The organism is Paraglaciecola arctica BSs20135 (assembly GCF_000314995.1).
Taxonomy (GTDB): Bacteria; Pseudomonadota; Gammaproteobacteria; order Enterobacterales; family Alteromonadaceae; genus Paraglaciecola; species Paraglaciecola arctica.
In genome coordinates this window covers 58,107-72,346 of the sequence record NZ_BAEO01000037.1, presented here as the reverse complement: position 1 = coordinate 72,346, position 14,240 = coordinate 58,107, and the positions used below count along the sequence as shown (strand labels likewise).

10 protein-coding genes and 1 pseudogene are annotated in these 14,240 nt (G+C 37.6%); 6 read left to right on the top strand and 5 right to left on the bottom strand.

Translation table 11 applies throughout. From position 1 onward, the window contains the following. Window positions 1–17: 17 nt before the first annotated feature. From GARC_RS13295 to GARC_RS13285, 3 genes and pseudogenes are all read left to right on the top strand, one after another. Window positions 18–878 (top strand): annotated as a pseudogene (locus GARC_RS13295) (transposase); the annotation flags it as partial. 219 nt (window positions 879–1,097) lie between these two features. After that, complete coding sequence (locus tag GARC_RS13290) at window positions 1,098–1,454, top strand: tyrosine-type recombinase/integrase (protein WP_039989608.1); 357 nt, start codon at window positions 1,098–1,100, stop codon at window positions 1,452–1,454. 353 nt (window positions 1,455–1,807) lie between these two features. Then, a complete protein-coding gene (locus GARC_RS13285; RefSeq protein WP_007620906.1) occupies window positions 1,808–2,632 on the top strand; it encodes a tetratricopeptide repeat protein in 825 nt (274 codons plus the stop codon). A 401-nt stretch (window positions 2,633–3,033) separates the two neighbouring features. Here the strand turns inward: GARC_RS13285 and GARC_RS13280 are convergent, their stop codons facing one another. Both GARC_RS13280 and GARC_RS13275 read right to left on the bottom strand, forming a co-directional pair. Further along, window positions 3,034–4,641 (bottom strand): coiled-coil domain-containing protein, encoded by a 1,608-nt coding sequence (locus tag GARC_RS13280; RefSeq protein ID WP_007620904.1) that lies wholly within the window; start codon window positions 4,639–4,641, stop codon window positions 3,034–3,036. Beyond that, the gene (locus tag GARC_RS13275; protein ID WP_007620903.1) at window positions 4,631–5,650 is read right to left on the bottom strand and encodes a hypothetical protein; all 1,020 of its coding nucleotides are present in this window, start codon (window positions 5,648–5,650) and stop codon (window positions 4,631–4,633) included. Before GARC_RS13275 ends, GARC_RS13280 begins: the two co-directional genes overlap by 11 nt. A 377-nt stretch (window positions 5,651–6,027) precedes the next feature. On the opposite strand from GARC_RS13275, the gene GARC_RS27720 reads away from it, so the two are divergent. Next, window positions 6,028–6,231, top strand: a complete 204-nt coding sequence (locus tag GARC_RS27720; RefSeq protein ID WP_039989606.1) for a recombinase family protein — start codon at window positions 6,028–6,030, stop codon at window positions 6,229–6,231. A gap of 78 nt (window positions 6,232–6,309) precedes the next feature. Here the strand turns inward: GARC_RS27720 and GARC_RS13265 are convergent, their stop codons facing one another. Then, on the bottom strand, window positions 6,310–7,257 hold the full coding sequence (locus GARC_RS13265; protein ID WP_007620902.1) for a CvpA family protein: 948 nt from the start codon (window positions 7,255–7,257) through the stop codon (window positions 6,310–6,312). A 296-nt stretch (window positions 7,258–7,553) separates the two neighbouring features. On the opposite strand from GARC_RS13265, the gene GARC_RS13260 reads away from it, so the two are divergent. Next, window positions 7,554–9,053: a cytochrome-c peroxidase gene (locus tag GARC_RS13260; protein ID WP_226989155.1), complete on the top strand. Its 1,500-nt coding sequence runs from the start codon at window positions 7,554–7,556 to the stop codon at window positions 9,051–9,053. A 103-nt stretch (window positions 9,054–9,156) separates the two neighbouring features. Here the strand turns inward: GARC_RS13260 and GARC_RS13255 are convergent, their stop codons facing one another. Then, on the bottom strand, window positions 9,157–10,614 hold the full coding sequence (locus tag GARC_RS13255; protein WP_007620899.1) for a hypothetical protein: 1,458 nt from the start codon (window positions 10,612–10,614) through the stop codon (window positions 9,157–9,159). A 362-nt stretch (window positions 10,615–10,976) separates the two neighbouring features. Between GARC_RS13255 and GARC_RS13250 the strand changes: the two genes are divergently transcribed. Further along, window positions 10,977–11,606, top strand: coding sequence for an OmpA family protein (locus tag GARC_RS13250; protein WP_007620890.1), 630 nt, complete (start codon window positions 10,977–10,979; stop codon window positions 11,604–11,606). Window positions 11,607–11,750: 144 nt separating this feature from the next. On the opposite strand, the gene GARC_RS13245 is transcribed toward GARC_RS13250, so the two are convergent. Beyond that, the gene (locus tag GARC_RS13245; RefSeq protein ID WP_007620888.1) at window positions 11,751–13,985 is read right to left on the bottom strand and encodes a TonB-dependent receptor; all 2,235 of its coding nucleotides are present in this window, start codon (window positions 13,983–13,985) and stop codon (window positions 11,751–11,753) included. Window positions 13,986–14,240: the final 255 nt, after the last annotated feature.

Below are 14,240 nucleotides of genomic sequence, written 5' to 3'. Positions count from 1 at the left end.
TGGCTTGGTAAATTGATGAACATCGCCGTGAATGGATTGAAGAGCGATTGTTGTTTCTATCTTCAGTCTTTGCAATTGATATATGTGCTTATGCTGTGATGAGTAACCATGTGCATGTGGTGTTACACGTAGATGTGCAACAAGTGATGGCTTGGACAGATAGTAAAGTGGTTGAGCGCTGGCACCGCCTACATAAAGGCACATTGCTCACTCAAATGTTTGTCAGAGGAGACACGTTAAGCCAAGGTGAAAAGCTAACCTTAGATGACACCATAATCGAGTATCGCAAGCGCTTACATGATATTAGCTGGTTGATGGGTAACCTGAATGAACATATTGCCCGAGAAGCCAATAAAGAGGATGACTGTACCGGAAGATTTTGGGAAGGACGATTTAAATCACAGGCTTTATTAGATGAAGCAGCATTACTGTCCTGTATGGCCTATGTTGACCTTAACCCCATTCGAACCAAGATAGCGGATACCCCAGAAACCTCAAATCACACTAGTATTAAAAAGCGCTTAGAATCGATAAAAGAACCTAACACAACCCATTCGCTGATGTCTTTTGTCGGCAATCCTAGACAAGATATGCCAAAAGGCATCACTTTCTCACTCAAAGACTACTGTGAGTTAGTGGACATAACAGGCAGAATAATCAGAAATGACAAAGCAGGGCATATAGACCATCAACAACAACCCATCTTACAAAGGTTAGGCTTATCAGACGACCAATGGCTCACCCTCACCACAGAGTTTGAAAAGCATTTTTGCTATGCAGCAGGAGCAGAAATGATGATGAACCAGTTCAAAGCGCACACAGGCCACCAACGCATTCGCGGCATGGGTAAAGCAAAAACACTGTTACGCTGCGCATAACCTTAATAAAGCAGTCAACTTATAGCCAATAAAGCACAGCTATACCTAAAATACCGATAAAAACCAATTGTTCTCACCAAACAAGCTGAAACTTTCCCTTTAGTCTCATACCCCAATCAATCCAAACGATTTGAATCCGGAAAATTGATATTTAATATTTGGGCTAGACTCAAAATCTTATTATGGGTGGCTTGGTAAATTGGGTGGCTTGGTAAATTTGTGAGGAAGATACCTATTCATAGTAGCGTTTTGAGTTTAGGTTTTATGGATTGGATTAAGGAAAAAGAAGGCAAAATATTTGAGGGCGTTGAGGCTCGTGCTGTAACTGGCTGGTTTTCTAGGTTTATGACTAACTGCAAAGTTGCAAGTCATGATGAATACGGTAACGTCAGATCATTTCACAGTTTCAGGCATAGTTTCATAACAAAAGTGAGGAACGAGTACCCTAATCTGCATCACGTACAAGAAGTTGTTGGACACAGGTTGCAGCAGGGGAAAACGACAGATACGTATACCCATATAATTAAGCAAATGACTTATCTAATTGCGGTGGTTGATAGCTTTATCTTGGATTAGTCTAATTTTAATTTTCCACATGGTTAGTCGGAATACCAACAAACTTAGCTAGTGGTCTAGTGCCAATTATAGGCGTTACTGGTCTTGTTTACTCAGACTCTCGATAGGCTCTAGTTAATCAATATTTTCACATTAGGAATTATTTTTAATGACATTATTTACTATGAAGCTGTGATAGATTTTACCTGACCACTACTGCCCTATTACTTTTTTAAGTGATTAGAATTAGCCTTAAATAATAGCAGTTGCAATTCATGATATTCCCTTTAAGCTAAAATCGCGCTTAAGTATTAAGCGTTTAAGTTATACCTAATATAAATTGGAAAATAATCAAATAAGGAATTGAAGTAGTTATGAAGACTTACTTAATAAAAGCCCTCGCCATAGCCAGTATTTTAACCTCACAGTTCTTAGCTGCAGCATCACTCGATAAGGCTGAAATGCTCCTGCTTCACGGACTGGAAAATGATGCGAAACTTGAGCTTGTCAACGTAATAGTTAGTGGAAAAAATAAAAGCCAAGAAGCACAAGCACTCTACATTCTTGGCAGCATCGCATTCAATAACTCAAATATATCAGTTGCGCTAGAAACATGGGGTAAATTAATCAAAAACCACCCAAACTCAAAAGAAGCAATACTAGTAAAGGACAGAATCGCAGTTCTATCAGAAATCGTAGGCGAATCGTCCAAAGAAGAACTCAATAATGCGATTGCTACTTCTTATCTTAAACACGGTGACTTTTGGTCAAAAGGCAGGAAAAACACCGTTACCATTGACTCCAGTTGGATGAAAGGTTTCGAAGCAGCGCTTAAGTGGTATGACAAAACTATTACCGAATTCCCGAACTCTATAGCATCCAAGGTTGCCTACAAATCAAAATTCAAAACACTTCTAGGATGGACGGATAGAGGGAAATACGGAAGTTCATTTGGATTGGAGCTAGACTTTGGAAAATACATGCCCATGCTACTAGAGACATTTAACGGGCTTGAGAAAGAGCACCCTAAAGCCTCAGTACTTCAAGGATTTCGCTATCAAATAGCTCAAGCATACTGGGGTGAAAAAGACTTCCCTAAAACACGCGAATGGCTAAACAAAATAATAAAAATATCGGACGGAAAAGACACGTTTTACAGTGATGCTGCTAAACGACGCTTAGAAAAGGTAGAATACTAAATAAATTGCCAACTCAAATTCCCCTCCAGTACGTCTTTGGATTGGAGGGGGTAAAATACACTATCAATAGCTTTCTGTGTACTTTTGGTCTATTTAGTAAACAATAAATGTTACTTCAAGGTGCGCCCTACCAAAAAATTTACAAATCCGAATTTGGAGTTTGAAAAGGGACTGGCAAACTGGCTTGTTCGATCCTAGTCTCCTAACCGCCCCCATATGTAACCTTTATAGAATTTATCAAGACACCCAACGTAATAAAATAGAAAAGCTATTTTTTGGACTGCTCGTCATCATGGGGGTCTCGTTAATTTGATATGAGTTATCTAATTGCGGTGGTTGATAGCTTTAGTTTGGGGTGATAGATGACTGAAATCATACTTAAAACTAATTATGTCATTCTGTTAAAGGTCTGAAATATTAAAGGAATTACAAATCTCAATAAATGAAGGTAAATGATTCGAATTCAAAATATGACTATCCTGATGGTTGCTATAATCTATGGCAACAGACGTCTTGTACGACTCATATTTATCTTCTATGTATTCTTCTTGCTTCAGGGTAGAGGTAATAATTATTTGTGTATCAAGTCGCTCTAGTATGTCTAACATTTCAAGTTCTTTTTTTGTCGATAATTCGCGGTCTCTGAACGAATCGATTACTATTGGGAATGGGTGTTTAAGCACATTATGCAAAGCGTATAGTTTAGCAAAATAGAATTCTTGCTCCTCACTTCCAGAGTAATTTACTCCTCTCTTAGTGAATAAGTCTTCAAATACTTGAATTCCATTTTTATCGATTACTCGATAGATCTCATTCATGGAATTTACAATATCTGTGATTAACTGTTTTTGTTTGTTTGAAATGCCTTCGTTGGCATTACTAGAACTAACTATTAAGTCTTTAGTAATTGAAATGTTCTTTTGAATTGTCACTAATTCTTGATCTAAACTTCCAGCTTGTTCTAATTCATCTCGGAAAAAGATAATGTCTCTTAACTCTGGTTTTACTGATGATAACTCTTTGTCAAACTTACCCTGAAGTGTGTCAATTTCGTAATCTAGCTTTGAAATAGTTTCATCTTTTATTTGAATATTCATTTCAATAGACCGTAGGATTGACTGTCTAATTTGTTTATTACTAATGTCGAAAGCAACGTCTTTAGAACTATATTTTATGTTAGTACTTCCACAGTCGTCACAGGAAACCTTGCCAAATTCAATAGTTCTATTGAGAGAATTTAATTCTGATTGGAGCCTAAAGTGACCATTACGTCTAGAATTTTCTCTGTTTCTATTGTTCTTTAAATTAGCTAGAAGATTATTAGTTTTTTCTAACTTATCTTGCTGTTCTTGATAGTCTCTATAGGCAGCTGATACTTTTACATTTTCCAGCACAACTTTGTTAATCTTAAATCTATCCATTTCCTTCAATAGTTTAGTTTCTGATCTTCGTAAATTTGCAAGATTCGACTTCAATTCTGATAGTTTTTCGCTATCTATTTCCTTCCCAGAAATATCCCTAAAAGAATACAGCATTTGGATAAAATCAGCTTTGTTATAATAACCACTGTTAAAAATAGCGGAAGTATCTCGCTTATCTTGCCCCACAAAAAATAACTGATAGAAGAGGTGTAGGTCGACCAACTTAGGTAGTCCTTTGTGCACAATTTGAGGAAGGGGAAAAATTAGCTTATCAAAGAAATATTTGAATTCTGAGACAGATTCGAGAATATGAAAGTGTTCATCTTCTATAACAATAAATGTATTTTTCTTTCTCATAATACTGAAGGTTTTGGAATTGGCCTCCAACTTAAGATAAAAATAGTAATTATTAAAATCAAATCCAGCTGGAAAAATTGCTTCATTACCCAAAGCAAACATTAGTCCCTGTATGACCAATGTTTTCCCTTTATTATTGTCATTGCTAAAGATGATATTTAATCTTTCACCAAACCGATTCTCAACAAAAGCTTCAGAGATATTACCAAAAGCGAATTCCTTAATTTTCATATTTATAACCATCCTTAATCATGGAAACCAGAAAGCGAGTAGATACAATATCCATGTGCTCAACTTTAAGTATTAGGTTGTCGTTAAGTTCACTTACGACTTGAGAAACTGAAATCTTATTGTTGTCAGATATAATTGTGAAGATGGAAAAAAAAAGTTGCCAAAAATTTTTCTGATTATTCTTATCAAAGAAAGCTCGACTTAAAGATGAATTCTGATTGAAAATATGGTCTTCTACATCGTCTATAGGTAAAGCTCTTGTATACTGGATGTAGCTAGCTGGGCAGTTCCGAGTATTCGAGAAAACATCACCACCTATAAACCTGTTTAATATGAACACCTGTAATTCTTCAGTTGTAATGTATCTATTGTGGTCTAACACATCTTTCGGTCTTGAAACTTTATGATTTTCAATTTCAGAGTTTTTTAAAGCCGTCTGCCTGTCTCTAATTTCCTTAAATATCGCACTAAAAAAGAGCCCATCTTTCATTTTGGACGACTTGAAAAGCGTTAATCCTCGGATATATTCTTCTTCGTCCGACCTATCTTCTACAAATAAAACATTACTTATAAAATGCCTAATTTTAGAGTCGTTATTACAAGCAGATGAATCTAATAAGCCTTCAATTATTTTGTCTATACTCGGTTTAGTAAAATTATTGATGTCGTAGCACGGTAGTGAACCGTTTATAATGTAATTCGGTTTTACCATTGGCATGAAAAATATGTACTCTTTGAAGAATGGATGAAATTCTGAGAGATAGTTTTCATAAAGTGTAATGAGAAACTGGCCTATTTTTCTTGGGGTCATTCCTTGTTGATTTTTTGCCTGAACATCCCATATATTTTCATTTTCACACATACCTGATACATCATTAAAACAATCTATCGTTAGAACTGAGATATCTTTGTATTTAGTGCTTCTCGAGGCCAAATAGAGTAGTGACTTGGTTTCAAAGGTTGACGCCTTTAAATTGTTTCTTTCGGTTTTCCGAAAAACATATTCCATCAATTAAGTAGTCCCTTATGATAATATCCTTAATAATTAACAGGTTAATACACATTAGGTCAAGGTAATAATTTTCTGCTTCTAATAAGTTTGAAGTATATTATTGGCTTTCGATCTTTGGTTCTGAACAGTGCGCCCTACCAAAGTTCCAGATATTTCATATTTCGCGCTTGAAAAGGGGGATCCACCTTAGTTCACTTAATCCTAGTCTCCTAACCGCCCCACCTATCAAATAACGATTTGTAACCTCTGTTACAGGTTAGATTACAGTGTTTTCACCCATCCACTTCTAACCAAGTTACCTCGATTTAGTGTAATCTTTTTCGTAATCCCATTGTTGTAATCTAACTCCGAAGGATAAAAGTACATTATGAGAATTGCATAAGCTCGTTGCAATGATTGAAGAGGAAGGCGCAACTCTTAATGTACTTAATCAGGTAATTGATTCTTCAACCAGTAGTGGGAAACTTATGTTCAGTATGCTTGGCGCATTTGCTGAATTTGAGGGGGACTTAATTAATGATCGAGTTCAAGAAATCAGGTTTATAAGATTTACAAAGAAGAAAAAGCCCTCTAATTGAGGGCTGTTGTATTATTTTCTTGGTCAACTGCGGCAAAGCTTGATTACAGATCCCCACTGATTGTTACGCCAGCGTCAGTTATTTTATAATCCCCGAGTCCATGATGATTTCCGCCATCTCTTTCACTTTAGGACTGCTCATTAAACCTAATACGTCGTTTTTGTTTAACATGCGATTAAGTTCAGGGTCACGGCTAAGCTGTTTAAAACGAGGATTTTGTTTGACTGCTTCAACTTGGATCAGTGTTGTCATGACTTCTTGAGTCAGTCGCATCTTAACGGCGGTTTTGTCAGTGACATCAACATCCCCTAATACATTGGTTCCTTCCAAGATGCGCTGCACCGTTTTGTTATCGAGTACCGCATTGATTTCAGGGGCTACCATTAAGCCTAGTAAATCATTTTTTTCCACCATTCGACTAATTTTTTTGCTGTTGATCAGACGTTGTACATCTGCGTCGTTTGCTAGAGTGATCCCATCTTTTATGCTGCTGGCTGGATTTTTTAATGCATAAGAAGCAACGCCGACCATTTGTGGTGCATCGGGAAATTGTTTTGAGAGCACAGTATCGATAGCGCCTCCCATTAGTTTTTGCGACCAATTGTTGACTAGGTTGTCAGGTGGTAATTCGCCATTTGTTAATGCAGTATTGGCCATGTTGGCAAACCAAACTACGGCCAATCCTACTGCTACACCAATCAAACCATTGGCAATTGCGCCAGGTATGGGTAATGCGGATTTTCCATCAGTCACTTTGCCGAGAATATGCAGTAAGATCCTTAGGACTATTGAAATGATGATTGAGCTGATGATGAAGATTGCAAATCCAGCGATAAAGTAGGCGGCAAGTCCCTCTAGGGCGGTTTTTTCGCTAAGCAGTGTGGCGCCTTTAGCTGCGTAGGTTATAGCCAGATAATAGGCACCTATAAGACTCGCAACTCGAGCCAGCACTATACCTAAACCGAGACGATAGCCGCGATAAATATAATAAAGCAATATAATTGAAAACAGGATAATTCCGATCATCTATTTGTCCTTTTAAGAATGGGTAGTCGCTTACGCGTAGATCTTAAACACTATACTGGCAGACATCCACAGACTAAAGCTCCCAATTCAATAAATTTGCATCAAAACCTTGATTAATCTTCATAAAATAGTATTTTCTTTCACCTCTTAAAAATTTTTATAGAATAATTTATTCGTAAATTAGTTATAACCCACTTTTTCTAGGTTGAAAAAACAATATGTGTCCGGATCTCTCACAGAAAATACAGTTTAATAATTCCTTCTTTTTCAAAACAACTCCCTTAAAAACAAGTATTTTGTTTTTTGTTTTATCGATATTTTTAGTTAGTTGTAATGACAATAAATCAAAAGATGTGGTTGTAGTTGACCAAGAAGATACAGTTTTAGATGAAGAGCTTAGAGCTATTATCGCAACAAAAAAACTAACAGGGGATCCTAGTACTGGGAGAACTTTACCTGATATCGAGAGCCCCAAAGCTCAGTTGGGTATGAAACTATTCTTTACTAAGAGTTTAGGTGGTGATTTCGATGCAGCTTGTGTTACTTGCCATCATCCAATGTTAGGTGGTGGTGATGATCTTGCTCTGCCTATTGGCACTGATGCCGAAGTGGATAATTTGTTAGGTCCAGGGCGTTTACATAAGACAAATGGTGAGCATTTTGATGGTGGTCCCACTGTGCCTAGAAATTCGCCAACAACTTTTAATATCGCTTTTTGGGATAACTGTTTGTTTCATGATGGTCGGGTTGAAAGCTTAGGAAAAACGCCAAAAATGGGCGGTAATGATAACTTAGGAATTCGTACACCAGACGTTTTATTTGAAGAAAATGACAGTTCTGCTGGAATTAATTTGGTGGAGGCTCAAGCTAGATTTCCGGTTACATCAAATGAAGAGATGAAAAATTTCGGCAACTTTGATGGTACAAGTAATGCTGAAGTGAGACAAAATTTAGAACAGCGTTTAGGCGATTATGGTGATCCTTTAGGTGGAAAGTTAATTACTAATTACTGGTTAGCTGAATTTAAGGAAGGTTTTGCTGCCCCAGATGGCACAGCAGAAGAATTAATTACCTTTGATAATATTGCCAATGCCATTGGTGAGTATGAAAGTTCTCAAGTGTTTGTGGAAACTCCTTGGAAAGCATATGTGCATGGTGATGACTCAGCCATTAGTGATGTTGCTAAACGCGGTGCAAAGCTGTTCTTTAATACTGCAGATGATGGAGGTGCAAACTGTAGTTCTTGTCATTCAGGCGATTTTTTCACGGATGAAGGTTTTTATGTCATAGGTATGGCACAGATTGGCAGAGGTAAAGGTGATGGCGAGCATGGCACTGAAGACTTTGGTCGATTCCGTGAAACGCAAGATGAAAAAGACAAATATGCTTTTAGAACCCCCTCGTTGCTTAATGTTACTGCGACAGGTCCCTGGGGCCATGCCGGTGGTTCAGCAACACTTGAACATGCTATTCGTACCCATTCAGATCCACAAGCAGCATTGGACAATTACGATTTTTCTCAATTGACTTCGAATATTCAAACAGTTGATATGGTAGTTAACACTCAACGTGCAATTGATAAGCAATTGGCTAACCGAGCTGATGGTGTGGCTAGTATTGAAGATATTAGCTTAACCGATACTGAAGTCGCTGAATTGTTGGCATTTCTTGAAACCTTAACGGATCCTTGTGTTGAAGACAGAGAATGTTTAAGTAAGTGGATCCCCGATGAAAATGATACGGATCCAGATGCATTACGGTTGATTGCTATTGATGGTGAAGGCAACTATTTATAAGAGCATTAAGGCTGTCGTTCAGTGTTATCAATAGGTGTGATTAGTTATCACACTTATTGAATTACGTGAATGGCCGCTTTGTTCTGTGAATTCATTAGTTCAATTAGGACCATAGTTTTTGATGCTTGTTGATACTAAAATATCGATGAGGGTTCCAAAATCCCATCTCAAACCTAGGTAATTTTGGATCCCTGAGATCGCGCACATGGGACTTATGGATTTCTGCCAAGGTTTTCTCGCTCAAGCTTTCTAATGATTTTTGTACTGCAGGATAAAACAAATTATTTTCTGGCTTTAAGCTGAAATCTTTTGAATCACTGCCTAGCTCACTATTGTCTGTTATTTTTCGACAACTAGGGGCATCAGGTTGTTGCGGATTTAAACGAGTGACTATCCCGTAATCATAATTATGTAACTGTTCACCTGATTGCTGAGCATGTACATATATAATCCCAAATCCTAAAGGAAAGTGTCCCACCAAATTAATAAAGCATCGACTAGCTGTTGCACAAATAGATGCGTGCTTCGCAGCGTTGCTTAGCAATGATATAACTTTAATTAGGTCGCGAATTTTATAAACAGGTTTGGTAGACAGAATAAACGACGAATAAATTTGTGGAATTTTGATGATGTTGCCTATACTGCCTTCAGAAGGTTTAACAGCATCACCCAACAAACCCAAAACAAATTTCATACGGTTATTTTGTTTTTTTTCATAACGTATTTTTGTATCGGGATCCTGCCCTTCATATACAGAAATTCCTATACCGTTGCTGATGAAATCCTGAGTTTGTTCATGATTCATAATAAGTAGAGGCATGCGAGTCTCTTTGTCTAGCACCCGAAATTCGTCAATTGAACCATCAGTTCCTTTTAATAACCGTTGTATTTCGGGATGTTGCATACCAATGTCTTGGGTTATTGCTGCAATAATTACTGGAATAGCGACGTCTAATTGAAATTGACTGTATTTATTAGGTGCGCTGGAAAAGCGAGTTTTTGTATTGAATCGAGTAACTATATAGTTATTAGTGAGTTTTTTTTCTAACAACATTTTATCTAATAAACGCAATGCTAATACCGCCTTATATAAAGGTTTATATAACTGGTGCATTTGTTGTCTATTTTTACCTTCTGTGTTCGATAACATAAACAGTGTGGCTAATAATTTTGAGCTTTTAGTGTTTGTTTGCTGTTGATTTTTACCCTCTGCTAACTTCAGAATGTTAATACAAATGCTAGCTACACACTTGTAGCACTGTTGACGGGTATACAATTGTTTTTGTTGTTCATTCTTCAGCTCTTTTTGGAGATTTTTAACTTGTTTATGGGTATTCGCACGTTTGTCTTGTGGTGCTGATTTAAGATAGTCCTCAATGCTTTTAAGGTTTTCTTGGCATGCACCTAACACTCTAGCGTTGGCATCGGATGAAGTGAAATAGAGTGTCGCAAGCTCGAATAGGGAATGTTTTTGTGTTGAGCTATTTTGAATCTGCTCAACCAGCATTAGTACTGCCGCAGTGTACTGTGAATCACTCAAAGTTGAAGGCAGATTATTCATAAAACTACTCTCCGCTTAGGCAATAGTGACTATTATTGGGCAATAAAAATTGCGGTTTAATGTAATGTATAATTTTAATATAGGGTTCGTTTTCACTTTACGCAATTTCAGTCAATGCACATTTAACAAGCGAACTTGACTAATACTTAATTAGCGATCAAAAATTTACCAAGTAAAATTTACAAATCCAGTGTAAATAATAACTACTCACCAAGCTTCAAATTGAAATATCTAAATCATCTCCTTATTTTTCATTTAACTACTTGATTATCATCAAAAATAAATAACTCATCCATTGGCTTTTTTGGAATGATTCGTGCAACTTGTGCTTTGAGTTTAATGATTGTTATCGAGGAGTAAACATGAAAAAGACAATGATTGCAGCGATGTTATCTACCTTAATTATCTCAGGTTGTGCAACTAATGCGAGCAATACTCAGAAAGGTGCTGGTATCGGTGCTGTGCTTGGTGCACTGGCGGGTAAAGGGACTGGCGATAATGATAAAAGTCGTTATGTTTGGGGAGCCGCCTTAGGCGCATTAGCTGGTGGTGCCATTGGCAACTATATGGATAAACAAGAACAAGAGTTTCGTGATGAACTTGCAAACAGTGGGGTAGAAGTGTATCGAGAAGGCGACAACATCCGTTTATCGATCCCGGGCAATATTACGTTTTCCAACGATAGTGCTTCGCTGGTAACGGGTTTTTATCCTGTACTTGAAGATGTAGCAAAAGTGCTGAATCGTTATGACAAAACTAAGTTGAGCATTGAGGGGCACACTGATTCTGTTGGTGATGCAAATTATAATACCCAGTTATCGATCCAACGAGCAAACAGTGTAGCCAATTACCTGCAAGGTACGAATGTTGATGCCAACCGCTTACAGACTCTTGGTATGGGCGAGAGTCAGCCAATAGGGAGTAATGATAACGCCCAAGGTCGTCAAAAAAATAGACGTGTTGAGTTGCGCGTTATTCCAATACAAGCTTAATTGAATCAAAAAAGTGGCTGTAACCCAGCCACTTTTTTATTCAAACTAATTTTCTACTACTACTTTCAGTAAACACTGAGCTTTTAGTAACATTGACCATTCCCTGCAAAATATTTCTATTAAGACAAAGTTAGTCCACTAACTTTAGAATTTATATTCAAGTTCGATCCCAAAAGTCCTTGGTGTGCCATAGTAGTTAACTAAGGTTCCAAAAAAGTCACGGTTGTTATTGGTTAGGTACACTTCGTCAGTTAAGTTTCTGGCCCAAAGTGAAACTGTCCAATCATCATTATGTGAAATTAAACCCAGTCTTGCATTGAGTAGAGAATTCGACGGCACAGAACCAAATCGAACACTGTCTCCAGATGCTAATAATTGAATATTAATATTGTTCACATCTGTGTAGTAGGAATCGGAATAGGAATAATCCAGTCGCGCTAAAAGATCAGCTCCAAATACATCTATGGGGTAATAATATTGCAAACCTAAGTTAAATGATGCTTCAGGCGCTTTGGGAAGTTGATTGCCTGATGCATCACTACCACCGGCACCACCACCAGGGAAACTAACAAATTCTGTATCGAGTAAACCGGCTGCAAAATTTAATGTTAATTCATCAGTCAGTAAATAGGTTATTTCAGCTTCCAGTCCATTCGTTTCGACCTCTGCTGCATTACGAATGCTGATAGACGTTTGGCCTTCTCCCAAATCAATAAATTGACTAACTTGGTAATCGCTGTATTTGGCGTGGAATGCGGCAAATGAAAAAGATAAATTCTTATCTAAGGCCGAACCTTTTACACCGATTTCGAAATTATCTACAGTCTCTTTATCGTAACCAATACCGCCTTCAAGTGTAGAAGTATCAATGAAGTCAAGGTTGTAGCCACCACTTTTATAGCCATTACCATATTTAATATAAGTATTTAGGTCGTCATTCAGCGCGTAATTTAAACTAACAGTTGGGGCAATATGATTATCAGTTCTTTTATCGATGACACTGCCTGTTGCAATACCAAAAGCACCAGATCCAGTGCCAATTGTTTCCCAATCGACTTTTTTGTCTTCTGTTGATAACCGTACCCCAAATCCCAATTTTAAATGTTCAGAGAGTTCGTAATCACCACTAACAAATAACGCCACTGTTGTGGTCTCTACGTCTCCGTGGTTTCTTGTTGGGTTGCTTGGGTCTGTTCCAAATATTTGTGCAGAAATTGGGGATGCAAATACCGTTCTAGATGTTTCAGAATCTTGGCTATATAGATACAATCCAGCCACATATTCGAGTTTTGAATTAGCGGGTGAAATATACTGGAACTCTTGGCTAGTTTGTTCATAGGCATCGTTATAACCTATATGTAATAAGTCCAATGCAGAATAATCACTATCGTTACTATATGAAATTTCGCTATCTCTAAAGGCAGTAATTGAACGTACGTCATGACCATTATCTAAAGACCAATCTAACGTAAGTGCGATACCATTAATGTCTCGTTCTTCGACTGGATCAGAGGTTGAACTTATCTCAAATAGTTTTGGTGATTCAGAGGTGAGCTCCCTGCCGAAAGTGTCGGTAATCGGTTCCCCTGTATAGGATGTTCGGTCACTTTGCATTCCATCTATTGATAAGTTGGCCTTAAAGCTTTCACTCATGTCATAGCGAACTTGAGCTCGATATGAAGTGGCATCTTGCTCGTTGATGTTGTCATTTCCAGTAGCAAGGTTGGTGACAAACCCATCTCGAGTTTGTTTATTAAAAGAAAATTTAGCTGCTAGTTTGTCACTTATAGGAAGATTGAGAGAAGCCGTTAATTGTTTGGCATTTAAATTACCTAATTCAGCGCCTATATGGCCTTCTAAAGTGTCTGAGGGCTCTTTAGATATAAGATTAATGGCGCCTGCTACAGTATTTTTGCCAAATAAAGTGCCTTGTGGCCCACGTAATACTTCAATTCGTTCCAGATCTAATAGTTCTTGGTTTAGTGCTGGAGACTGACCTAAATATACGCCATCAAGATACACACCTACACGGGTATCAAATCCAATATTACGACTGTTTGCTCCCACACCACGAATTCTGACTTCTGAGGTAAAGTCGGTGCCATCACTGATAACTAAGTTTGGTATAAACTCGGCAACGTCTTTGAGTTGTCTAACCCCTGTCTGTGAAATGGCATCACTGTTCATAGTAGAGATAGATATGGGCACTTCATTAATATTTTGGGTTCGTTTTTGTGCGGTAACTAGTATTCTCTCTAGACCTTTTGACTTTTTTTCTGCGACTGTCGTTTCCGTGTCAACTTGTGCCATGCTGTTAAACGCAAAAACAGGGCTCATTAATATAGAAATTAGAATCGGGTTAAGTTTACTTTTATGCATTAGATGTCTCCTATGAGCCTCACTTAAGTGGCTGGTTTTACGAATTAGCTATGTGCAAATCCGCGGTGATTATTTTCAGTAAAATTCAGGTCTACTATCTTAGCCCGTTAATACTTACAGTGAAATAATATACATGCCTGATAGTTGTGCAGCAAAAATCAGTTCGGCTATTTTTGTTCATTCCAAGAGCTAGACACATCATAGGTGGCTCACCATCGAACAACACCACCAATAATAAGTCTGACCCAACCTCTG